Below are 23,448 nucleotides of genomic sequence, written 5' to 3'. Positions count from 1 at the left end.
CGCACCGCCCCCCCACGTTTGATCGTCATCAGGGCATTTGTTACCCCGTCTACCGTTGAGTGTTTTACCCTCTTGGTCTCACTCTTCAACGGTTGCCCACCATGAACCGTCTGCGTCTTACCCTGCTGGTCTTCTGCTTGCTGTCGCCCATGGCGTTTGCCGGCGCCCTATTGGAAAACACGCTGTGGCGCGTCGAACTGGACCCCGCCACCCTGGCGCTGCGGGTGACACCGTCGGGTCTGGCCAGTGTGCAAGCCTCCAGCGGCGTCACCGCGCATGCCGTCAGCGACTTGCAAAGCAGCGCCGAGCAAGCGAGCTGGCAGTGGGACAACGGCGTCTATTGCCTCAGCGCACGTCTTGAGCAGCGCGAGTTGCTGCTGAGCATCACCGCGCGCCAAGCAGGGCATTTGGCATTGCTGCAACAACCGGCAGAGGCCATGGGCAACGGACTGATCTGGCCGTTGGCCGAAGGGCATTACGTGCCCACCGGCAATGCGGTATGGCAAGCGTTCCTGCTGGAGCAGGGCGCGTTCAACACCACCCAGGACCTCAGTCTGCCGCTGTGGGGTATGGATCACGGCGGTTTCACGCTGAACTGGCTGCTCACCAACCCCTACAACAACCGTCTGCAATGGCAAGCTGAAGGTGCCGGTGTGGGGTTGGCGCTGGCCCATGAATTCACCGCGCTGGACCCCAATACCCCAATGACCCTGCGCCTGTACCTGGGCGATGCAGACCCCCTCGCCGGCGCCAAACGCTATCGTCAATGGCTGGTCGAGCAGGGCCGTTATGAGACGCTCGACGACAAGCTGCAACAGACCCCCGAGGCGCAGAAATTGCTGGGCGCCAGCCACGTCTACCTGTGGGGCAATGACCTGCTGGCGCCGAACGATGTGCGTGACTGGCCGCTGTTGCTCAAGCAGCTGCGCGCCCATGCACTCAAGGCGTTGTTGGACAAGGAAGCCACGCAGATCCTGGCGCAATCCCGCCCGTTGAATCCCTACGAGCAGAGCGTGGTGCTGCGCAGCCTCAACGCGGCGATCAATAAAAAGGCGCGGCAGAGCTGGCAAGTCGACGAGCCGGACATGACCCGACTTGCCGCACGTTATGGCGAGCTGCGCGCAGAACTGGCCGTGGCGTTCGCCGGGGCGTTGAGCGCCGACCCGGCCACCTGGGGCGGCAAGACCCTTCAAACCCTGCGCAACAGCGGCCTGCCGCGTTTGCTGGTGACCCTGGGCGAAGGCTGGGAGGGCGGCCTCTGGCACCCCGAAGCGATTCGCGCCGCAGTGCAGGCCGGCTACTTGATGGCCCCTTACGACTCCTACGAAACCGCACTGTCGGCCACGGAAAACCCGGACTGGACCACCGCCCACCTGGGCCGCAAGGCGTATCGCGACTGCGCCATCGTGTTGCAAGACGGCACATACAAAAGCGGTTTCCAGAAATCCGGCCACTACACCGACCCGCGCTGTATGCGGCCGCTGCTGGAAGCGCGAGTGAAGGCCGTGCAGGCTAAGGCCGGTTTCAATGCCTGGTTTCTGGATGCCTACGCCACCAGCATGCTGTTCGACAGCTACCGCCCTGGCGCGCCGATGACCCAGGCGCAAAACGCCGCGGGTAATATCGACACCGTGCGCTGGCTCAATACCGTGCTGAAGTTACCCACAGGCTCCGAGGACGGTAACGCTGTAACCGCCCAGGGCATCCTGTTCGCCCATGGCATGCAGACACCGGTGCTTGGTTGGGGCGACCGTGAGATGACCCAGGATAAGCAGTCGCCGTACTACGTCGGCAACTGGTACCCGCCCGAACAACCGGCGGTGTTTTTCAAGCCGGTGCCATTGAAAGCGTCGCTGCGCAGCGTGTATTTCGATCCGACCCTGCGCCTGCCGTTATATCAGGCGGTGTTCCATGGCTCGGTGATCACCACCCATCACTGGTTGTTCGACAGCCTCAAACTGAGCAACGTACGGGCCGAGAACGAACTGACCCAACTGCTCTACAACGTGCCGCCGCTGTATCACCTGAGCGCCGCCACCCTGGCGCAGCGCTTGCCGGCGATCCAGCGCCAGGACGCATTTTTCCGTCCGTTGCACCAGCGCCTGGCGACCCAGGCCATGACTGATTTTCGCTGGCTGACGGCGGATAGGCAGCTGCAACAGACCACCTTTGCCGATGGCACGCGGTTGGTGGCAAATTTCTCCGCTACCGGAAGAGAAGGCTATGCCTCGCGCAGTGTCACCGCACTGCCGGTGGGTGCGGCGCCGGTGGTGTATCAGGTGCAGTAAATGTGGGAGGGGGCTTGTTGTGGTGAGCAGGCTTGCCCTGCGCTGGGCTGCGAAGCGGCCCTAAAACCTGGCAACCGCTTTTGCCTGGCACACCGCAGTGTCTGTAGAGAGGGCCGCTCCGCGCCCCAGCGCGGGGCAAGCCCGCTCACCACAAAAACCGCATTTTTTCAGGTTGCTAATAAGGTTTACACCAGACGCTCGCCAGCCACGCCTCCAGGTCGTGATACGACTCGTAGCGCGGCCTGTTCCAGCCTTCCTGGTTGTCACTGCGGATGGGGGAGGCGCCGGTGGTGTATCAGGTGCAGTAAATGTGGGAGGGGCTTGTTGTGGTGAGCAGGCTTGCCCTGCGCTGGGCTGCGAAGCGGCCCTAAAACCTGGCAACCGCTTTTGCCTGGCACACCGCAGTGTCTGTAGAGAGGGCCGCTCCGCGCCCCAGCGCGGGGCAAGCCCGCTCACCACAAAAACCGCATTTTTTCAGGTTGCTAATAAGGTTTACACCAGACGCTCGCCAGCCACGCCTCCAGGTCGTGATACGACTCGTAGCGCGGCCTGTTCCAGCCTTCCTGGTTGTCACTGCGGATGGGGGAGGCGCCGGTGGTGTATCAGTATCAGATGTACTGACTGACCCACTGTCATCGGGGGCAAGCCCCCTCCCACATTGGTATGTAATGCCAAGCTATTGGTGAGGTTTGCGCCAGACGCTGGCCAGCCACGGCTGTTGTTCGCGAGGCAATCCGGCAGGGCGGTAGTAATGCTCCAGCTCCACGAACCCTGCACTGGTCAGCAACGTCTGCCACGCCTCCAGGTCGTGATACGACCCGTAGCGCGGCCCGTTCCAGCCTTCCTGGTTGTCGCCGCGCGGGTTGGAGCTGAACAGCACGCCCCCCGGTTTCAGCGCGGCATGCAGCTGTTTGAGTACCCGGGGCAATTCCTGTTTGGGGATATGAAACAGCACCGCATTGGCGAAGATGCCGTCGAAGCGCGCGGCGGGTAGTTGCAGCTTGAGGAAGTCTTGTTGCAGCACTTCGCAGCCGCTGTCCTCGCGCGCCATCTGCGCGAAACGCTCGGAGCCGTCGAGCCCTACGGCGATGTGGCCCAGGCGCGTAAACGTCTGTAGATCGCGGCCAGGCCCGCAGCCAAAATCCAACACGGTAAACGGCGGCGCACCCTGGATATGCCGCAGCAAGGCGTCGATGTTCTGGCTCACATCGTGGTCGCGGGTGCCTTCGCGAAAGTCCTCGGCCACCTTGTTGTAGTGGCCGAGGGTGGTGGAGGTGATCTGGTCGAGGTCGTCGGGTTTGAGCGTCATGGCGAGCGATACCGGGCACTGAAAGGTCCCGACTATACCTCACCGTTTGTTCAGCACCCGCGCCAGGCGATCGCCGCTCACCTGAATCAGCACCACCAACGCCACCAGCAGCACGATCACCGTGAGCATGATCTGCGTATCGAAACGCTGGTAACCGTAGCGGTACGCAATGTCCCCCAACCCACCGGCACCGATTGCGCCGGCCATGGCCGAGGAGTTGATCATGGTCACCAGGGTGATGGTGAAACCGCCGACAATCCCCGGCAACGCTTCGGGTAACAGCACATGCCAAATGATGTGCCAGCGCCGGCAGCCCATGGCCTGGGCGGCTTCGATCAGGCCGTGGTCGACTTCGCGCAGGCTCACCTCGGCGATCCGGGCAAAGAACGGCGTGGCAGCGATGGTCAGCGGCACCACCGCAGCCCACACGCCGTAGGTGGTGCCGACGATCAGCCGAGTGAACGGGATCAGCGCCACCATCAGGATCAAAAATGGAATCGAGCGGAACAGATTGACGAACGCCCCCAGCGCCCGGTTCAACGCCGGCGCCTGGAAGATGCCGCCCTTGTCGCTGGTGACCAGGAACACCGCCAGCGGGATGCCCACCAGCAACGCGATCAACGATGACACGCCGACCATCAGCAGGGTGTCGAGGGCGCCCTGTAATAAACGATCAAACCACATAACCCAACACCTCCGCCTGTTGTGCAAAGCGCCCGGCGCGTTGGCGCAAGGCGTCGGCGCCGTGGGCCGAGCCACTCACCGCCAGCAGCAATTGCCCCAGGGCGTGGCCTTGGATGCGCTCCACCCCGCCGTGCAGCAAACGCACGCGCCCGCCCAGTGCGCTGAACAGCGCGGCCAGGTCCGGCTCGTCGGCGGCGCTGCCGGTGAACTGCACGCGCAGTACCACCGCCGCTTCGGCAGAGGCTGGCTGGTCCTGCAAGCGCGCTTGCAGCTCCGGCGGCAAACCTTGTTGCAGCGGTGCCAGCAGGGTTTTGCTGACCTCATGCTGCGGATCGCCGAACACCTGCCACACCGGGCCTTGCTCGACGATGCGCCCATGCTCCAGCACCACCACGCGGTCGCAGATTTCGCGGATCACCGCCATCTCATGGGTGATCAGCACGATAGTCAGGCCCAGGCGCCGGTTGATCTCGCGCAGCAGGCCAAGGATCGACTGGGTGGTTTCAGGGTCGAGGGCCGAGGTGGCCTCGTCGCACAGCAGGATTTGCGGGTCGTGCACCAGCGCGCGGGCGATGCCCACCCGTTGTTTCTGCCCGCCGGAGAGCTGCGCCGGGTAAGCCTGATGCTTGTCCTTGAGCCCCACCAATTCCAGCAGCTCGCGCACCTTCTGCTCGCGCTGCAGCTTGGGCACGCCGGCTACCTTGAGCGGCAGCTCGACGTTCTGCCATACGGTCTTGGCCGACATCAGGTTGAAGTGCTGGAAGATCATGCCGATGCGCCGCCGCAGCGCCACCAGGTGGTCTTCGTCGAAGTCGCCGATGTCCACCTGATCGATCAGCACGCGCCCGCTGCTGGGTTGTTCAAGCCGGTTGATGGTGCGGATCAACGATGACTTACCGGCGCCGCTGCGGCCAATAATGCCGAACACTTCACCACGCTGGATCGCCAGGTCGATGCCTTGCAGCGCATGCACGCTGCCGTCGTAGGTCTTACCCAGGTTGATAAAGCGCACATGGGCGCGGTTCAGGTGCGGATGCAGCTCGGTCTGCTCGGCGTCCCTGGGCGGTAAACCCAGGTCGCGCAAATGTGCGTGGGCGACGGTCATGTTCAGCCCTCCCAACCGACTTGGTAGAGCTTGCCGAGGGATTTATCCAGCGCGGCGCGCACCACCGGCGAGTGCTGGTAGATGTCGACGAACTTGATCACCCGTGGGTCGGTTTTGCTGTTGGGCTGAACCACAAACTGGATCACGTATTCGGGATGGTCGAGGCCGTCGAACAGCAGCGCCGACTCGGCATCGAAGGTCTTGGACAAGCGGATATAGGCCGGGTAGCCCTGCACCAGGTCCGCGTCGTCATAGGCGCGTACCAGTTGCACGGCTTCCACTTGCAGGATCTTGATGTGTTTCGGGTTGGCGACGATGTCTTCTTCGGTGGCCTTGTAACCCACCCCCGGCTTGAGGGTGATCAAGCCCGCCTTGGCAAGTAATTGCAGGCCGCGACCGCTGTTGATCGGGTCGTTGGCAATCGCCACGCTGGCGCCTTGGGGTAGGTCGGCGAAGCTTTTATATTTTTTCGAATACAACCCAACGTTGTTGATGATGCCCGGCGCATACGGCACCAGGTCAAACCCGGCGGCGGCCTTGGCGTTTTCCAGGAACGGGATGTGCTGGAAGTAATTCACATCGATGTCGCCCGCCGCCAGGCTGACATTCGGTGCGATCCAGTCGGTGAACTCCACCAGCTCGACCTTCAAGCCTTGCTTGCCGGCTTCGGCCACGGCGGCCTCCAGCGGAATCGCAAAGGCTGCGGTGGTGCCGACTTTCAGCGGTGCGTCGGCGGCGAACACCGTCGAGCTGAACAGCCCGAAGGCCAGGGCCAGTGCTTTGACTGGGTTATTGATCAGTGTCTTTTTCATAGTGGTTTCCAGTCATCAGGGATCAGGGCAAACAAGGCAGTTGTACGGTGGGAGGTGCCCTCCCAGCTCTTTGATCAGTGGCGGTACGTAGAGCCGGTGTGTTGGTCGGGTAGGCGGGCGCTGGCGTGAAAGACTTTTTCACGCAGGGTGCCTTGCTCATATTCAGTCTTGTACGACCCGCGCCGCTGCAACTCCGGCACCACCAGGTCGATGAAGTCCACGTAGCTTTCCGGGGTCACGATGCGCGTGAGGTTGAAGCCATCCAGCCCGGTTTCGTTGATCCACGACTCCAGCTCATCGGCCACCTGTTGGGGCGAGCCCACCAGGGTGATGTAGCGCCCGCCCAGGGCGTGCTGGTCCAGCAATTTGCGGCGGGTCCAATCGTTGTTTTGCAGGGTCTTGGTGGCCGATTGAATGGCGTTGCTCTTCACGTACTGGATCGGTTCGTCCAGTTCGTACTGGGAAAAGTCGATGCCGGTGGACGCCGAAAAGTGCGCCACACCCGCTTCCGCGCTGGCGTAGCTCAGGTACTCGGCGTGTTTCTCCCAGGCCAGGGCTTCGGTGGCGCCGACGATCACATTGATGCCCATGAACACCTTGATGTCCTCAGGGTTGCGCCCGGCTTTGAGCGCGCTGGCGCGCACTTTGTCCACCTGCACCTTGGTCGCGGCTTTGTTCTGCCCGCTGATAAACACGCACTCGGCGTGTTGCCCGGCGAAGGCCAAGCCGCGCTCGGAACTGCCGGCCTGAAACAACACCGGTGTGCGTTGCGGTGACGGCTCGCACAGGTGATAACCCTCCACCTGATAGAACTCGCCGCGATGCTCGACCTTATGCACCTTGCCCGGTTGCGCGTAGACCCGTTGCTGCGGGTCGTTGAGCACTGCGTCGTCTTCCCAACTGCCCTCCCACAGTTTGTAGAGCACCTGCAGATACTCATCGGCCTGGTCGTAGCGGCGGTCATGCTCGACTTGCTCGGTGAGGCCCATGGCCTTGGCGGCGCTGTCCAGGTAGCCGGTGACGATGTTCCAGCCCACTCGGCCTTCGCTCAGGTGATCGAGGGTGGACATGCGCCGGGCGAACAGATACGGCGGCTCGTAGGTGAGGTTAGCGGTGAGGCCGAACCCCAGATGGCGGGTGACCGCGGCCATGGCCGAGACCAGCAGCAACGGGTCGTTGACCGGCAGTTGAATCGACTCCTTGAGCGGCACCTCGACCGATTGCTGGTAAACGTCATACACGCCGACGATATCGGCGATGAACAAACCATCGAACAATCCGCGCTCCAGGGTCTGCGCGAGATCGGTCCAGTAGGCCAGGGTTTTGTACTGGGTCGAGGTGTCCCGAGGATGGGTCCACAGGCCGTGGTTGATGTGCCCGATGCAGTTCATGTTGAAGGCATTGAGCAGGATTTTCTTTTTGCTCATCAGATCGTCCCCCGCAATGGCGGGTTGGCGTCGTTGAGGTAGTAATTGCCCACCGCGTGATACTTCCAGCGCACCGGGTCGTGCAGGGTGTGTACGCGTGCGTTGCGCCAGTGCCGATCCAGGCCGTGTTCAGCCAGGGTCGCCTGGCTGCCGGCCAGCTCGAACAAAGTGCTGCCGGCGGCCAGGGAAATCTCAGTGCTCAAAGCGCGCGCTTCGGCCACCGCAATCGAGGCGGCCGCGACGTGTTCGGCGCTGCTGTCGGCCTGGGCGCGGTCGAGGTATTCGCCGGCGCGCTCCAACAAGGCTTCGGTGGCATGCAGACGCACGCTCAGGTGGCCGAAGCTTTTCAGGGTCAGCGGGTCTTCGCTGGCTTTGTCGCTGGTGGCGTCGATCCACGGCCGGGTTTTGGTGCGCACAAAGTGCAGCGCGTCTTCAAAGGCGGCGCGAGCGATGCCGGTGTCGATGGCGGCATGGAGGATCTGCGCCAGCGGGCCCACGGTGGTCGGGCGCTCGAAGGCGCTCTGGAACGGCACCACGTCCTGCGCCGCGACCCACACGTTATCGAACATCACCGACCCACTGCCGGTGGTGCGCTGGCCGAAGCCGCTCCAGTCGTCGATCACGTTCAGGCCCTGGCTGTCGCGGGGCACAAAGGCCAGTTGCTGCACGCCGTGTTCGTCCACCACCGAGGTGGGGATACGTTGGGCGTAGAGCGCGCCGGTGGCGTAGAACTTGCGCCCGTTGATGCGAAAACCATCGCCGTCGCGGGTCAGGGCCGTCACGCGGTCGTGGGCGGTTTTAGTGCCCAGCTCCGCCAGTGCATTGCCAAAACGCTGGCCGGCGAGTACCTCGGCGTACAGGCGCTGCTGCTGGGCGGTGCTGCCATTTACGCGCAGCACCTCCAGGGCATAGAAATGGTTCTGCGGGATCTGGCCCAGGGAGGCATCGGCCTGGGCGATCAGCGCGATGACCTTGGCCAGGGTCACGTTGGACACGCCGGCACCGCCGAAGGCTTTGGGCACGCTGATACCCCACAGCCCGGAGCGCGAGAACGCATCCAGCTCAGGCCACGGCAGGCGGCGTTCGCGGTCGCGCTGGGCGCTGTCGCGACGAAAGTCTTCGGCCAGATCGCTGGCCACTACAAGGGCATGTTCGTCGCTGGTGATCACCGCGACGTTGGTCGAGAAAGGCATAGAGGTCTCCAGACGTCCGCTCGGTTAAATCCAGGAGTGTCGGGCGGGCAAGGTGCCGTTGAGGCGATACGCGCCCACCGCGTGATACTTCCAGCGCACCGGGTCGTGCAGGGTGTGCACGCGGGCGTTGCGCCAGTGGCGGTCGAGGTTGAATTCGGCGAGGGTGGCGCGGCTGCCGGCCAGTTCGAAGAGCTTTTCGCTGACCAGCAGCGACACTTCGGTGGTCAGCACCTTGGCCTCGGCCACGGCAATCGACGCGCGCGCCGCCGACTGCGCAGTGATCGGCGCGGCGCTGACCTGGTCGAGTACCTGGCCGGCCTTGCGCAGCAGGGCTTCGGCAGCGTGCAGTTCGATGGTCAGCTTGCCGATATCGGCGATCACGTACGGGTCATCACTGGCGCGTTCGACCTTGGCGTCGATCCATGGGCGCGAGCGCTCACGCACGAAGGCGATGGTGTCTTGCAGCGCACCGCGGGCAATGCCGGCGTCGATGGCGGCCTGGATCAATTGCGAGACCGCGCCCTGGATGTTCGGGCTTTGGCCGAGGCGCCAGTTGTCCACCACCAGGTCGGCGTCCACCGGGACGCGATCGAGCAACAGGGTGCCGCTGGCGGTGGTGCGTTGGCCGAACCCGGACCAGTCATCCACGATGCGCAGCCCTTGGGTGCCACGGCGCACGAAGGCCATGACTTGTTTGCCGTCGTCGTTGAGCGCCTTGATCGCAACCCAATGGGCAAACAGTGCGCCGGTGGAGTAGAACTTCTGGCCGCTGACTACATAACCGTCGCCTTGGGCGGTGAGGCGCGCCTTGAGTTCCAGGGTGTTTTTAGTCCCGCGTTCAGGGCCGCCGTTGCCGATGCGCCAACCGTCGAGCACGCTCTGGAACAGCTGCTCTTTCTGGCGCTCGGTGGCAGTGCCCTGCAACAGATGCAGGATGCCGAAGTGGTTCTGCGGGATCTGCCCCAACGCGGGGTCGGCCGCGCTGATGATCGCGAACACCTCGGCCAGGGTGGCGAAGGACACCTGCGGGCCGCCGTACTCGCGGGGAATAGAAATGCTGCCCAGCCCACTGCGGGTGAACTGTTCGATTTGCGCCCAAGGCAGTTTGCGTTGCTGGTCGCGTGTGGCGGCTTGCAGGCGCGCGGCCTGGGCCAGCTCATGGGCGGCGTCGAGCGCCTCTGCGTCGTTGCGCAGCACCACGGCCGGCAACAGCAAAGGCGCGACGTCCAGCTGAGAGACTGGGGGTGTAAGAGCCAAGTTAGACATCAGCGCCGCTCCTTGGCTGCACGCAATGCCCTGGCGTTGCGCACCGGGGTAATTCTGACCATACCGACCTCGCATTCAATGAAATTAAAAACAAAAATTCAGAGATGTCCGGTGGTCCGGTGCATATACCCTAAGCTTGTTAAATATTTAAATAAACTAACTTTTAGGAATATGCATAGAAGGCGATCAGCCCGGTTCGCACGGGGAGCCGAGCGGTTTGGGGCGATAGGGCGTCACGGCCCGGGTCGGCCGTGACGACGTCGACGCCGCGATGCGCACCGTGCGTGACGGCGCCCAGTGCGAGGTGTTACCGACGCGATCCAGAATGCAGTACGTCACCTCCAGCCGGCAGTCGTCGCCCGCCTCCGCGATCACCGTCGCCGGCACCCAAACCTGCACGGCCAGGCCGATGCCGCGGGCCTGGATCTTCGGCAGATCCATGCGCACATCGCCCCAGCGCAGGGTGATGGCGTCGCCGGTGGTCATGTTCAGGTAGGGCTCGATGGTCAGCGGCACACCACGGCGTACCTGGCGACTGTTGACGCCGTAGCGGCGAATGGTCTCGGGCAGGGCGACGGGGGCCAGGTTCTGGTTTTCGTCGCTGTACAGCGCCGGGGGCTGGCCGCCTGGGGCGTTGGTCTTGACGCGCACCTGGGTCACGGCCGAGCGCGCCGGGCCGTGGCCCACCTGCATAACCTGGTAATACACCTGCGCCAGGCCGTCTTGCACAAAACTCTCCGGCACCCGCAGGTGCGTAGGCGTGCCGACCTTGCACGCCGTGATCCGCCGCGAGGCGGCAAAGCAACGGTTCCAGAACAATTCGATCAGGTCGCCTTCGTCCATGCCGAGGTACGGCGCAATGGCAACCTGCAACTGGGTGGCCGCCCGAGCGTTGATGCCATATCGGTTGGCCTGGGGCAGCGTTGGGGCGGTGAGCGTGGGCGTCATAAGTCATCTCCTTGATGCAGCCAGCAGCAATCGTTCCGGCCCCTTGGCGCGGGTGCGCAGGGGGGCTGAAAGGCACGATTCAGTGAATAGCCGGGATAGGATCCAATCCTCTGAGGCCTAGATAAGAGGGTTGGCCAAGGAGCGTCAATGGCGGCAAAAGGCTAAACGGCGGGTTTGCGGATATTCAGAAGGGTCTGACTGGGAGGGGGATTTCAGGCGGCGCGAGGCAGGGCGTTTTATGCGGCTCGATGGGGCGTTGCTGTAGGAACGCGGGGTATGGCGAGGGCGCAGGCACCCTCGCCACAAACAGGCAGGCTCAGTGAGCGAGAAACTTGCTCAGGAACTGCCGTGTGCGTTCTTCCTTGGGGTTGGCGAACAACGCCTTGGCTTCGCCTTGCTCCACGATCACGCCTTTGTCGAAGAAGATCACGCGGTTGGCCACATCCCGGGCAAAGCTCATTTCGTGGGTGACGATGACCATGGTGCGCTTCTCTTCGGCCAGGCTGCGGATGGTCGCCAGTACTTCGCCGACCAGCTCCGGGTCCAGCGCCGAGGTGGGTTCGTCGAACAGAATCACCTCCGGCTCCATGGCCAGCGCACGGGCAATCGCCACGCGCTGTTGCTGACCGCCGGACAGGCGCCGTGGGTAGGCGTCTTCCTTGCCCGCCAACCCGACCCGGGCCAGCAGCTTGCGGCCCAGGGCGACAGCGGCCTCGCGTGGCATCTTCTTGACCACGGTCGGGCCTTCGATGACGTTTTCCAGCGCGGTGCGATGCGGGAACAGGTTGAAGCTCTGGAACACAAAACCCACGTGCTGGCGCAGACGACGTATCAGGCCTTGCTGTTGGTTGATTGGGCGGCTGCCGTCGATCTCGATATCGCCCACCTTGATGCGTCCGCTGGTGGGCGTTTCGAGAAAGTTGAGGCAGCGCAGGAAGGTGGTTTTGCCGGAACCGCTGGGGCCGATGATGGCGATGACTTCGCCTTCCTTGACCTCCAGGTCGATACCGGCGAGCACCACCTGACCGTTGAATTGTTTGGTCAGTTTTTCAACCACGATCATGCTTCAAGACTCCAGGTCATGCCGGTTGACCCGGTCTTCCAGGCGATTCTGAAAATGCGCCAGGATGCTGGCCAGGATCCAATAGATCAGCGCAGCGCTGAGGTACATGGTGAAAATTTCGAAGGTGCGCGCCGACACCAATTGCGCCTGGCGAAACAGCTCGGGGACCTGAATGGTGGCGGCCAGCGCCGTGTCCTTGACCAGCGAAATAAAACTGTTGCCCAACGGTGGCAGCGCTGTGCGCATGGCCTGCGGCAGGATGGCCCGGCGCAGGGTCTGCGCGCGGGTCATGCCGATACTGGCCGCTGCTTCCCACTGGCCGCGCTCGATTGAGCCGATGGCGGCACGCAGGATTTCACAGGCGTAAGCGGCCATGTTCAGCGAGAAGCCGATCAATGCCGCCGGAATCGGGTCCAGCTCGATGCCTACTTGTGGCAAGCCGTAGTAGATCAAAAACAGCTGCACCAGCAACGGCGTGCCGCGAAAGAACGACACATAGATCCGAGCAATCCCTCGCACCGGCAAGAAGCGCGACAAGCGCATCAAGGCTAGGCCAAAGCCCAGCAGCAAACCGAAGAACATGCCGCCCAGGCTGAGGATCACCGTGTAGTACGCGCCCTTGAGCAGAAAGGGCGCGGAATCCAGTGCGAGTTGGAAGCTTGCTTCCATTATTGAGTGACGTCAGCGTTGAAGTACTTCTCGGACAGCTTCTTCAAGGTGCCGTCGGCGCGCAGTTTGTCGAGGGCCTTGTTCACAGCGTCCAGCAGTTCAGGCTCGCCCTTGCGCAAGGCAATACCCGATTCCTGGCGCGAGAATGCTTCGCCGGCAGCGGCGGTGTCCTTAGCCTTCTTGGCATATTCCAGCGCGGCCAGGCGGTCGATCAGGATCGCGTCGATGCGGCCGATACGCAGGTCCTGGAACTTGGTCGGGTCGTCGTTATAAGTCTTGATGATGGCTTTGGGCTGGTTGTCCTTGAGCCATTGTTCGTAGTTGGTGCCCAGGCCCACGCCGACTTTCTTGCCGGCCAGGTCATCGGCGGTCTTGATGCTGCCCACATTCTTTTTCAGAACCAGCGCCTGAATCCCGGAAACGGTGTAGGGCTTGGAAAAATCGTACTTTTTCTTGCGCTCTTCAGAGATGGTGACCTGGTTGACCACCGCGTCCAGGCGTTTGGATTCCAGCGCGGCGAGGATGCCGTCCCATGGCGTGGCTTGCAGCTTGACCTTCACGCCCAGCTCTTTGGCCAGGGCTTCGGACAGCTCCACCTCGAAGCCACTGAGCTTGCCGCTTTCATCTTGGAAGCTGAAGGGTGGATAGGTACCTTCCAGGCCGATTTTGATCTCGCCGGCCTTCTTGATATTGGCCAATTGTTCGCCGGCCACAGCCTGACCCAACCAACCGGCACCGAGTGCCAGACCCAGCGTGCCAACCAGTAACGTGCGACGGAATGCAGAAATAGACATGAAGAGCCCCTGTGTTTTTTATGGTGAGCGAAGCAGGTGACGCAGTAGGCGTATCCTGCCTTAAAGCGCGAAGCGCGTCTTCGCCTGCGGCGCGACTATAAAGCCGGTTTTTAAGACTTGAAAATAATATAAATTCAAAATCATATTCTTTTTTAGAATATAAACTGTTTCTAATTTGGGAGGGGGCTTGCCCCCGATAGCTATAGTCCAGCCAGCGCATCTCTGACTGATAGGCCGCCATCGGGGGCAAGCCCCCTCCCACTTTTAACTGGTTTACTCAGTTGAACACCGCGTCATAGGCAAACAGCGCCGGCGCGCCGCCGGTGTGCAGGAAGATAATCGGCCCGTCCTCAAAGCGCTGACGCCCGATACCGTCGAGCAAACCCGCCATGGCTTTGCCGGTGTAGACCGGGTCGAGCAACAGACCTTCCTGGCTGGCCAATAGTTTGATCGCGGCCAATGTGCCGGCATTCGGCTCGCCGTAGCGCGGCGCAAAGTACTCATCCCACAGGATCACCTTGAACGCCTCGGGCAAGCCCACGCCCAGCAGCTCGGCGGTGCGCTCGGCCAGGCCCTGGACTTTCGGGAACTGTGCCTCTTCGGTGCGCGATACGGTGACGCCGATGACGGGCAATTGCGGCAGTGCCTCACTCAAGGCCAGCGCCAGACCGCTGTGCGTACCGGCACTGCCGGAGGCCAGCACCACGGCGGCGAAGTCGATGCCGCTGTCTTCGATCTGCGCGGCCAGCTCCAGCCCGGCGCGCACGTAGCCCAGGGCGCCCAATGCATTGGAGCCACCGATGGGCACCAGGTACGGCGTCTTGCCGTTGCTGCGCAGGCGGTCGGCGAGGGCGTTGAGCTGCTCGTCGACGTGATCGAGGTTTTCCACCAATTCCACCTTGGCGTCGAACAACTCCAGCAGCAGGCGGTTGCCGTTGCCCAGGTAGTTCGGATCGTCGGTGCCGGTAGGATTTTCCAACAGGGCGACGCAACCCAGGCCGAGCTTGGCGGCGAGGGCGGCGGTCTGGCGCACATGGTTGGACTGGATCGCGCCGGCGGTCACCAGGGTGTCGGCGCCTTGGGCGATGGCATCGGCGGCCAGGTATTCGAGCTTGCGCAGCTTATTGCCGCCCATGGCCAGCGGGGTGGTGTCGTCGCGTTTGACGTAGATATCCCGGCCCAGCCACGCCGATAGCCGTTCGAGTTTTTCCAGCGCGGTGGCACCGCCCAGCAGTTCCAGGCGGTCAAAACGGTCGAGCTGTTGTTTGATCATGGTTAAACACGGTGGCGAAGTAATGGGCCGACTATAGGCAGGCACTTTTCATCGGGCAACCGTCAATCGCTTATGTCCGATGGTTATGAGCATCGCACCATTGGTTCTTAATGTCGGTCGGTGCGCTTGCCGTAAAGTGATGGCCATTTTGTCAGGAGTGAAAACCGTGAGTGAGCGTTCCAGCCATTGGCAATTGCAGACCATCGTCAGCCAACTGCGCGGCGCCCGCGATCAGTGGCGCTCCCGCAATGGCCGCCTGAGCGGCGAGCATGGGGGGCGCGAGTTGCCCTCGCGCCAGGCCGTGGCGCAGATTCTTGAGTCGCTGTGCGGGGCGCTGTTCCCCATGCGCCTGGGCCCGGCGGACCTGCGTGAAGAAAGCGAGGATTTTTACGTCGGCCACACCCTAGATGTGGCCCTCAATGCTTTGCTCGCCCAGGCACGCCTGGAGCTGCGCTACGCCGCGCGCCAGGGCGGTGAGGATGACAGTGATATCGACGCCCACGCCATCCGCCTGATCCAGGATTTCGCTCTGGCGCTTCCAGCCCTGCGCAGCTTGCTGGACACCGACGTGCTGGCTGCCTATCACGGCGACCCGGCCGCGCGCAGTGTGGATGAAGTGCTGCTGTGCTACCCGGGGATCCTGGCGGTGATTCACCATCGCCTGGCGCACCATTTGTACCGCGCCGGTTTGCCGTTGCTGGCACGCATCAGCGCGGAAATCGCCCATTCGGCTACCGGCATCGATATCCACCCAGGCGCGCAGATCGGCCCGAGTTTCTTTATCGACCACGGTACGGGCGTGGTGATCGGCGAGACCGCGATCATCGGCGAGCGCGTGCGCATCTACCAGGCGGTGACCCTGGGCGCCAAGCGCTTCCCGGCCGATGAAGATGGGCAGCTGCAGAAAGGCCACCCGCGCCATCCGATCGTCGAGGATGACGTGGTGATCTACGCCGGGGCGACGATTCTGGGGCGCATCACCATCGGCAAGGGCTCGACCATCGGCGGCAATGTGTGGCTGACCCGCAATGTGCCGGCGGGGGCGAATATCACTCAAGCGAATCTGCAGCATGATGATGGGGCGCAGAAGTAGAGAACCTGCACGGGTCACTTGGGGAGAGGCTCACCACAAGTGGCCTGTCAGCCACAGATACACTGACTGTATTCCACACCGGGGCGGTATTTCCGTGAGCAGTCGCTGAACGATTTCCTTTGCTCAGCCGTCATACCGCTCAGCCCTGCGATTAGTCCAAAACCACCTATTCATGTTTAACTTGAACGTTCGTTCAAGTTAAACCGGTGGTTCGCTGCCCGCTCACAACAGGAGGCTTACCTTTGCTGAGTCTGTTTTTCCCAGCCACATTTCACATCCCAGGGGTGCATCGCTCATGAGTGCATCGTCTACCCCTTCCAGCGGCCTGGTGCGCATGAATGCGCCCGTTTTCTACTTTGCCGCCACGGTTATTCTGCTGTTCGGCTTGACCGTTATCGCCATCCCACAACAGGCCGGTGCCTGGCTACTGGCGGCGCAAAACTGGGCGGCCAATACGGTCGGCTGGTACTACATGCTGGCGATGACCCTGTATCTGGTCTTCGTGGTGGTCACCGCGTTATCGGGCTACGGCAAGATAAAACTCGGTGCCGACCACGACGAGCCCGAATTCAGTTACTTGTCCTGGGCCGGCATGCTGTTCGCCGCCGGCATCAGCATCACGCTGTTTTTCTTCTGCGTCTCGGAGCCGCTGACGCACCTGGTGCAACCGCCCCAAGGCGCGCCGATGAACGCCGACGCCGCACGCCAGGCCATGCAGGTGCTGTTTCTGCACTGGGGCCTGCATGGCTGGGGTGTGTTCGCCTTTGTCGGCATGGCCCTGGCCTATTTCGCCTACCGGCATAACCTGCCGCTGGCGTTGCGTTCGGCGCTGTACCCGCTGATCGGCAAGCGCATCAACGGCCCCATCGGTTATGCGGTGGATGGCTTTGGCATCATCGCCACGGTGTTCGGCCTGGGGGCCGACATGGGCTTCGGCGTGCTGCACCTCAACTCCGGTCTGGACTACCTGTTCGGCATCGCCCACACCCAGTGGATCCAGGTCGGGTTGATCACCCTGATGATGGGCGCTGCGATCCTGGTGGCCGTGGCCGGCGTGGACAAGGGCGTGCGGGTGATGTCCGACATCAACATGCTGCTGGCCTGCGCGCTGCTGCTGTTCGTGTTGTTCGCCGGGCCTACCCAGCACTTGCTCAACACTCTGATCCAGAACATCGGCGACTACCTCGGCGCCTTGCCGACCAAGAGTTTCGACGTCTACGCCTACAACAAACCCAGCGACTGGCTGGGCGGCTGGACGGTGTTCTACTGGGCTTGGTGGATCGCATGGTCGCCGTTCGTGGGTCTGTTTATCGCGCGGATTTCCCGCGGCCGCACCATCCGTGAATTCGTATTCGGCGTGCTGCTGATCCCGCTCGGCTTCACCCTGGCGTGGATGTCGATCTTCGGCAACAGCGCCATCGACCAAGTGCTCAACCACGGCATGGCGGCGCTCGGCCAATCGGCTATCGATAATCCATCGATGAGCCTTTACCTGTTGCTGGAAACCTATCCTTGGAGCAAGGCCGTCATCGCCGTCACGGTGTTTATCAGCTTTGTGTTCTTCGTGACGTCGGCCGACTCCGGCACTGTGGTGCTGTCGACGCTGTCGTCCAAGGGTGGCAACGCCGACGAAGACGGGCCGAAATGGCTGCGGGTGTTCTGGGGCGCGATGACGGCGCTGGTGACCAGCGCGTTGCTGTTCGCCGGCAGTATCGATTCGCTCAAGTCGGCGGTGGTCCTGACCTCGTTGCCGTTCTCGCTGATTCTGCTGCTGATGATGTGGGGGCTGCACAAGGCGTTCTACATGGAGTCGCAAAAGCAGATCGCCCAGTTGCACTCGCTGGCGCCGATCTCTGCGTCACGCAAGGGCCGTGGCGGCTGGCGTCAACGCTTGAGCCAGGCGGTGCACTTTCCATCGCGTGACGAGGTGTACCGTTTCCTCGAATCGACCGTGCGCCCAGCCATCGAAGAAGTGACCGCGGTGTTTGTCGAGAAGGGCCTGAACGTTGTCACCCAGCCGGACCCGGCCAACGACAGCGTCAGCCTGGAAATCGGCCACGGCGAGGAGCGCCCGTTTGTCTATCAAGTGCAGATGCGCGGCTACTTCACGCCGTCGTTTGCCCTGGGCGGCATGGGCAAGAAAGCTATCAATAACCGCCGCTATTACCGGGCGGAAGTGCATCTGAGCGAGGGCAGCCAGGATTACGACTTGGTGGGCTACACCAAGGAGCAGATCATCAACGACATCCTCGACCAGTACGAGCGTCACCTGCAGTTCCTGCATCTGGTGCGCTAGAGACGAAGCGTGCGTGTTCCTCTCGGGCAGGTCTTTGCTGTAAAACAGCAATGGCGAAGTTAAGCGATTCAGCTGGTTAAAAGGCCTGGGAATAGTCTTATTCCCGGGCCTTATTTGCCGATGTCCAAGAGAGGATTCGATGACTTATATTGCTGCCGAAAACCGCTATGAATCTATCCCGTACCGTCGCGTAGGCCACAGTGGCCTGGTGCTGCCGGCACTGTCCCTGGGGCTGTGGCACAACTTTGGCGACAGCACGCCGATCGCCACCCAGCGCGCGCTGTTACGCACTGCGTTCGACCTGGGCATCAACCACTTCGACCTGGCCAATAACTACGGCCCACCCTACGGCAGTGCCGAGATCAACTTCGGCCGTTTGCTGCGCGAAGACTTCAAGCACTATCGCGACGAACTGATCATTTCCAGCAAGGCCGGCTGGGACATGTGGCCCGGCCCGTATGGCCAGGGCGGCGGCTCGCGCAAATACGTGCTGGCCAGCCTGGACCAGAGCCTGCAACGCCTGGGCGTGGATTACGTGGACATCTTCTACTCCCACCGCTTCGACCCCGACACGCCCCTGGAAGAAACCGCCAGCGCCCTGGCCACTACCGTGCAACAGGGCAAGGCGTTGTACATCGGCATTTCGTCCTACTCCGGCGCCAAAACCCGCGAGATGGCCGCGCTGCTCAAGGAATGGAAAGTACCGTTGCTGATCCACCAACCGGCCTACAACCTGCTCAACCGCTGGGTGGAAAAAGACCTGCTGGACACCACCGAAGCGCTTGGCACCGGCGTGATCGCCTTCACACCGCTGGCCCAGGGTTTGCTCACTGACAAGTACCTCAATGGCGTGCCGGCCGATGCACGGGTCAATCGTCCCGGCGGTGGTTCGTTGCAGGCCGGGCACTTGTCTGAAGCCAACCTCGCCCACGTCCGCGCGCTGAACGAGATCGCCCAGCGTCGCGGCCAGAGCCTGGCGCAACTGGCTCTGGCCTGGACCCTTCGCGACCCTCGGGTGACCAGCGCGCTGATCGGTGCGAGCCGGCCAGAGCAGATTGTTGAGAACGTCGGCGCGCTGAACAACTTGTCGTTCAGCGCTGAAGAACTGGCGGAAATCGATCGGTTTGCCCAGGAAGGTGGGATTAACTTGTGGGAAAAGCCGTCACTGGCGCAGTAATGCACGGCGCCCTCTCGCCTGGACGGCGAGAGGGCGTTTGATCATCCGGTCAGGCGCGGGCGCTATACCAGCTTGAGGTACATCCCGCGCCAATGCCGAAACTCGGACATTGAAAACGGTATTTTTTCCCCATAGAGGTCCACGTGCCCATCGACCACGGCCACCGAATGGTTGTTGAGGGAGGCGGTGCCGGTGTTGCCTTTGTCCAGTTCGCGAAAATGAGTCCAGCGGGTTTTGCCTAACAGGCCCAGGCGCTTAAACCCATCCCGGTCTCCTTCACCGTCGTTGAGCGTGCCCATGGCGGCTTCGAAGCTTCGCTTCGCCCGGCCCTCGTGGTTTTTCATCTGCGCGCGCTTGGCACTGGCGGCATATAAAAACACCGCATCCGCCAGTACGTCTGGGTCGTCGCCATGAAAAGCCGAACCGGTCTTCGCCTGTTTTATTTCGTCATGGGTCAGGCTTAGCTTGAACGTGTCGCGCATGACAATATCGAAGCCGGTGGGTGTTTCGGTCACCGACTTGAAGATGCCATGGGGGCTGTGACCGTATTTCATCATCGCCGCTTTTATAGCCGAAACAGTGACGCAATTCCCCTGCCTGCCTTGCGTGAAAGCAGTCCAGATATTCTTGGGCTTGATGCCAGCGGCGGTTTTGGACATGGGCATGTACCCCGTGTCGAACCGGTTGACCTGTGCCGCCGTATTGTCATACGCGCCAGGACGCGCGGTGCCGGTGTGCTCAATCGCAGGGGGGACGAGGTTGGAATAAGGTTGGGCATAGCTGCCCACGAGTGCTGATAAGTTCATGCAATGCGCCTTGATGCTTGGAAATCCGCCTGTGTTACAGCCAACGAGCAAGGATGCTCAGACCAGGATGTAGCCGTGCCCGTCATACGGCAGCGCCTCTTTATCCAGCACCAGGCCGTGGTTATACAGGTAGGACGGTGCCTTGGTTTCCGACATCTCATGTGCGTTGGCGTGAGTCATAAACGGCACCATGCCAAGGTCTTCCAGGATCTTTTTCTCAAACCCTTGCGTAGTGATGACGCTACGCAAGGCGGCTTCGAAGTTGGAGCGAATGACCGGATCTTCATGGGTGTTCTGAACGCGCTTTACGTAAGCGGTCAGCATGAAGTTCGCGTCCTTGATCATTCCGTTGTCATGGCCGGCGAATTTGGCGGCATCTGCCGTAAGTTTTATTTCCGCGCGGGTGATGTTCACGCTTTCTCCGTCTTTCATGTCGACGGCATAGGTGTCTCCCGTTCGGGTGACTTTTTCGAAACAATCCATGGGGCTCTGTCCGAACCTCATCATCATCAGTTTGATCATTGCCGCGTAGCGATCCGTATAGCGGTTTTCACCAAACTCGCGGGGCACGGAATAAAACCCCTTTTCGATATCGCTGGGCGCTGCGCCGTTGGTTTTTGACGAAAGGTCCGGGAATTGCGGGTTTTCAGTGTCGTTCGTTGGCGTGACCTCTTTTTGCAGCAGGCTATTAAGACGGGTCGGGAGTTGCCGTGTTGTATCAACGCCGGGACGGACAGGCGTGGAAAGCTGCGTGTCTTGATGGATGACCGCTGCCTGTTGCGGGTGGGTCAAGTTCTTTAGAGCAGTTTCAAGGCTTTGCAATAACGTGAACATCGAACTTAAGACCAACTCGATGCTGTGCTGGGTGTGTGCATTGGGTTGCTGGGGAGCCTCGTAATCGTGGTTTTTTAGCAGCGCATTGCGGTTGTCCAGCGAGGGGGACGCATTGGCGGACAGGGCGTTGGAACGGTAGTTGGAGAACGTGTTCATCGGCTCAATTCCTAAGGGTGTGATGTTTTTGTTCCAGGCGCTTCAAAGGAATAGTCAAGTAAGCAGGTAGGCTTGTTGATGTTTTCGGACACCGGAAGGTGTGCAGTTGAAGTCTGCCAACCCATCGACAATGGCGAGGGACTCGACAGGGCTTTTCACAACAATGCCTAAACCTTTATTCGCGGCGATGTCATGGGACTTGGCCGACTGGATATGGTTTTTCATGCCCAATAACTCCAACACGTTTTTGGCCGACTCCCCCTTGTTGGTTTCCCACATGGCAATGGCATAGTCGGAGGGCGCCGAAGCATTAAATGATTCGATCTGCTTTCGTTTTACCAAGGCGCCGAAAAGAAAGGCTGCATCTTTGAGCATGCCTTCGTCACCGAGCATCTGGCAGCCTTCTTGAGCCAGTTTTAGTTCTTCAAACGTAATATGAAGTTTGAAGCCGTCGCGCATCGTTATATTGAAGCCCGTGTCAAGTCTGGTGACTTCACTGAAAATATCCCGTGGACTTTGACCAAACCGTTGCATGGCCAGTTTTATACCCGCGACATGGGAACTGAGCGGGGCGCCGCTCGAATACAGCGTGAGCACTGGTGAAGAAAACAGCCCGCCCCAGATGTCATCCGGTTTTTCGCCACTTTTTTTGGCTGAAAGAAACTCGTGTGATTGGGGGGCGGTCGCCTCGTCAACTACCTGTGTGGTTTCCAATGTTGTATGGGGTAGATCGGTGGCTGGCCGGAGAGGCTTGTTATCAACCAACGTTTTTACCGATGGTTGTATGTTTAGCAGGTTATTCAGTGATGTCATGATTTCATTGAGTGCATTGCCAAGCAGTGCAAGTGTTTTTTCGACACTTATATGAGAGGGTGCGGATGCTGAGGTAGTCTGAGCAAGTGTATGTTTCATTGATGTTGAATTAGAGTGCCTGTGAGGCGCAGTTGCCGTGGGTAACGTGTTGTTATAATTCTCGCTTTGTCTATTGGCGGCGATTGACGGGTGAGTAGATGTTAGTGATGTGTTCATCTATTTGTTTCTCAATTAAATAAGTTTTTTGTCGATATAAGATTAAGTTTTATATCGCTTTTGCGGTATTGATGAGTGAGGCGTTAGCGTTTTCACGTCGCGACAGTGTCGTGAGATCTGTGGTTGGTAACTGTCTGGGGTTCCGAGTGCCAGTGCGGAATTGGTAACGTGAGATAACGATAGCTATAGAGGATTTTTCTGAAGTGATAGCAAGGCGGGGATGTTAATTAATTGTGTAACGAGGTTGCCGAGAGTAGGCCATATGACGAGTTTTATTTTAATAAATCGGATGCGGTCGATATTGGCTGTTTAAAGTTTGCTATGAGCATCAAACGCGCCGACGCGAGGCGGCGCGTAATGAGCTGGACTGCACGGGGGCGCCGGAAATCAGAACGGCACATCTCCCAGAATCGTCGCGCGGTGCATCACCCGCCGTTGCGGTCGGTAGTCATCCACTGCGTAGTGCTGTGTCACACGGTTATCCCAGAACGCCACGTCATGGGCCTGCCAGCGCCAGCGCAGGGTAAATTCCGGCCGAGTGGCGTGGGCAAACAACAGCTTCAGAATCACCTCGCTCTCGGCGGCTTCCAACTCGTTGATCCGGGTGGTGAAACCTTCGCTGACAAACAGCGATTTGCGCCCACTCACCGGGTGCGTGCGTACCACCGGATGGGACAATGGCGGGTTCTTTTGGCGGGCAGCTTCCCAGCGCGCCAGGTCTTCGGCGCTGTTGCCGAAGCGCTCCAGAGGGAAGGACTTGATGAAGTCGTGGGTGGCGGTCAAGCCGTCCAGCAGCCGTTTCATCGGCGCGGATAGCGCCTCATACGCCGCGATCCCGCTGGCCCACAGCGTGTCGCCGCCGTACGCCGGCAGCAGCTTGGCGCTGAGCACCGCGCCGAGAGCCGGGGTGGGCAGGAACGTCACGTCGGTGTGCCACACCGCATTGTCGCGCACGTCGGTGACGGCGGTGTCGAGCACCAATACTTCGGGTTGTTCCGGCACGTTGGGGTAGATCGGATGGATGTGCAAGTCACCGAAATTCGCCGCGAATCGTGCCTGTTGTTGCGGGGTGATCGGCTGGTCGCGAAAGAACAGCACCGAGTGGGTAAGCAACGCCTGTTCAATGGCGTCGCGCTGATCGGGGGACAGCGGCCGGGTGATATCGACGCCACTGATCTGGGCGTCCAGGGCGGTGCTCAAGGGGCTCACGGTAACGTTGCTCATGG

At 61.1% G+C, this 23,448-nt stretch carries 20 protein-coding genes; 4 read left to right on the top strand and 16 right to left on the bottom strand.

Translation table 11 applies throughout. The annotated features are described in order from the left end of the window. Positions 1-101: 101 nt before the first annotated feature. A complete protein-coding gene (locus tag ABX75_RS03910) occupies positions 102-2,288 on the top strand; it encodes a glycoside hydrolase (protein WP_047881484.1) in 2,187 nt (728 codons plus the stop codon). 676 nt (positions 2,289-2,964) lie between these two features. Here ABX75_RS03910 and ABX75_RS03905 read toward each other — a convergent pair. The 12 genes from ABX75_RS03905 to ABX75_RS03850 form a co-directional block, all read right to left on the bottom strand. Beyond that, complete coding sequence (locus ABX75_RS03905; RefSeq protein WP_034095334.1) at positions 2,965-3,597, bottom strand: bifunctional 2-polyprenyl-6-hydroxyphenol methylase/3-demethylubiquinol 3-O-methyltransferase UbiG; 633 nt, start codon at positions 3,595-3,597, stop codon at positions 2,965-2,967. Positions 3,598-3,636: 39 nt separating this feature from the next. After that, complete coding sequence (locus ABX75_RS03900) at positions 3,637-4,281, bottom strand: methionine ABC transporter permease (protein WP_034111298.1); 645 nt, start codon at positions 4,279-4,281, stop codon at positions 3,637-3,639. Further along, positions 4,271-5,386: a methionine ABC transporter ATP-binding protein gene (locus ABX75_RS03895; RefSeq protein WP_047881483.1), complete on the bottom strand. Its 1,116-nt coding sequence runs from the start codon at positions 5,384-5,386 to the stop codon at positions 4,271-4,273. Before ABX75_RS03895 ends, ABX75_RS03900 begins: the two co-directional genes overlap by 11 nt. Before the next feature lie 2 nt (positions 5,387-5,388). Next, positions 5,389-6,198: a MetQ/NlpA family ABC transporter substrate-binding protein gene (locus ABX75_RS03890; protein WP_034095337.1), complete on the bottom strand. Its 810-nt coding sequence runs from the start codon at positions 6,196-6,198 to the stop codon at positions 5,389-5,391. A gap of 74 nt (positions 6,199-6,272) precedes the next feature. Further along, a complete protein-coding gene (locus ABX75_RS03885) occupies positions 6,273-7,625 on the bottom strand; it encodes an LLM class flavin-dependent oxidoreductase (RefSeq protein WP_047881482.1) in 1,353 nt (450 codons plus the stop codon). Next, the gene (locus tag ABX75_RS03880; RefSeq protein WP_047881481.1) at positions 7,625-8,818 is read right to left on the bottom strand and encodes an SfnB family sulfur acquisition oxidoreductase; all 1,194 of its coding nucleotides are present in this window, start codon (positions 8,816-8,818) and stop codon (positions 7,625-7,627) included. The genes ABX75_RS03885 and ABX75_RS03880 overlap by 1 nt, the downstream gene beginning before the upstream one ends. A gap of 24 nt (positions 8,819-8,842) precedes the next feature. Further along, positions 8,843-10,084 carry an SfnB family sulfur acquisition oxidoreductase gene (locus ABX75_RS03875; RefSeq protein WP_047881480.1) on the bottom strand — a complete coding sequence of 414 codons (1,242 nt, stop codon included), beginning with the start codon at positions 10,082-10,084 and terminating at the stop codon, positions 8,843-8,845. Between the two features lie 186 nt (positions 10,085-10,270). Beyond that, positions 10,271-11,032: a hypothetical protein gene (locus tag ABX75_RS03870; protein WP_047881479.1), complete on the bottom strand. Its 762-nt coding sequence runs from the start codon at positions 11,030-11,032 to the stop codon at positions 10,271-10,273. Positions 11,033-11,348: 316 nt separating this feature from the next. Further along, positions 11,349-12,095, bottom strand: a complete 747-nt coding sequence (tcyN, locus tag ABX75_RS03865; RefSeq protein WP_034095342.1) for an L-cystine ABC transporter ATP-binding protein TcyN — start codon at positions 12,093-12,095, stop codon at positions 11,349-11,351. A gap of 3 nt (positions 12,096-12,098) precedes the next feature. Then, complete coding sequence (gene tcyL, locus ABX75_RS03860) at positions 12,099-12,764, bottom strand: cystine ABC transporter permease (RefSeq protein WP_034111309.1); 666 nt, start codon at positions 12,762-12,764, stop codon at positions 12,099-12,101. Beyond that, the gene (tcyJ, locus tag ABX75_RS03855; RefSeq protein WP_047881478.1) at positions 12,764-13,558 is read right to left on the bottom strand and encodes a cystine ABC transporter substrate-binding protein; all 795 of its coding nucleotides are present in this window, start codon (positions 13,556-13,558) and stop codon (positions 12,764-12,766) included. The genes tcyL and tcyJ overlap by 1 nt, the downstream gene beginning before the upstream one ends. A gap of 277 nt (positions 13,559-13,835) precedes the next feature. Beyond that, complete coding sequence (locus ABX75_RS03850) at positions 13,836-14,831, bottom strand: D-cysteine desulfhydrase (RefSeq protein ID WP_034111311.1); 996 nt, start codon at positions 14,829-14,831, stop codon at positions 13,836-13,838. 166 nt (positions 14,832-14,997) lie between these two features. On the opposite strand from ABX75_RS03850, the gene epsC reads away from it, so the two are divergent. From epsC to mgrA, 3 genes are all read left to right on the top strand, one after another. Next, positions 14,998-15,924: a serine O-acetyltransferase EpsC gene (gene epsC, locus ABX75_RS03845; RefSeq protein ID WP_034095345.1), complete on the top strand. Its 927-nt coding sequence runs from the start codon at positions 14,998-15,000 to the stop codon at positions 15,922-15,924. Between the two features lie 334 nt (positions 15,925-16,258). After that, entirely contained in the window at positions 16,259-18,220 is a 1,962-nt protein-coding gene (gene betT, locus ABX75_RS03840) for a choline transporter BetT (protein ID WP_167389851.1), read from the top strand. Positions 18,221-18,359: 139 nt separating this feature from the next. Further along, positions 18,360-19,397, top strand: coding sequence for an L-glyceraldehyde 3-phosphate reductase (mgrA, locus tag ABX75_RS03835; protein ID WP_034095347.1), 1,038 nt, complete (start codon positions 18,360-18,362; stop codon positions 19,395-19,397). Between the two features lie 62 nt (positions 19,398-19,459). On the opposite strand, the gene ABX75_RS28030 is transcribed toward mgrA, so the two are convergent. The 4 genes from ABX75_RS28030 to tauD all read right to left on the bottom strand — a co-directional run bounded on the left by ABX75_RS28030 (position 19,460) and on the right by tauD (position 23,446). Beyond that, a complete protein-coding gene (locus ABX75_RS28030; RefSeq protein WP_053060070.1) occupies positions 19,460-20,203 on the bottom strand; it encodes a hypothetical protein in 744 nt (247 codons plus the stop codon). 57 nt (positions 20,204-20,260) lie between these two features. Next, the gene (locus ABX75_RS28025) at positions 20,261-21,193 is read right to left on the bottom strand and encodes a hypothetical protein (RefSeq protein ID WP_053060069.1); all 933 of its coding nucleotides are present in this window, start codon (positions 21,191-21,193) and stop codon (positions 20,261-20,263) included. A gap of 54 nt (positions 21,194-21,247) precedes the next feature. Further along, on the bottom strand, positions 21,248-22,222 hold the full coding sequence (locus tag ABX75_RS28020; protein WP_144419287.1) for a hypothetical protein: 975 nt from the start codon (positions 22,220-22,222) through the stop codon (positions 21,248-21,250). Between the two features lie 387 nt (positions 22,223-22,609). Further along, the gene (tauD, locus tag ABX75_RS03820; RefSeq protein ID WP_047881477.1) at positions 22,610-23,446 is read right to left on the bottom strand and encodes a taurine dioxygenase; all 837 of its coding nucleotides are present in this window, start codon (positions 23,444-23,446) and stop codon (positions 22,610-22,612) included. Positions 23,447-23,448: the final 2 nt, after the last annotated feature.

Origin of the sequence: Pseudomonas sp. ARP3 (genome assembly GCF_001029595.1) — a bacterium.
In the GTDB taxonomy this organism is placed as follows: domain Bacteria; phylum Pseudomonadota; class Gammaproteobacteria; order Pseudomonadales; family Pseudomonadaceae; genus Aquipseudomonas; species Aquipseudomonas rhodesiae.
The sequence above is the reverse complement of the archived record's forward strand: the minus strand, read 5'-3'. Positions and strand labels throughout refer to the sequence as shown.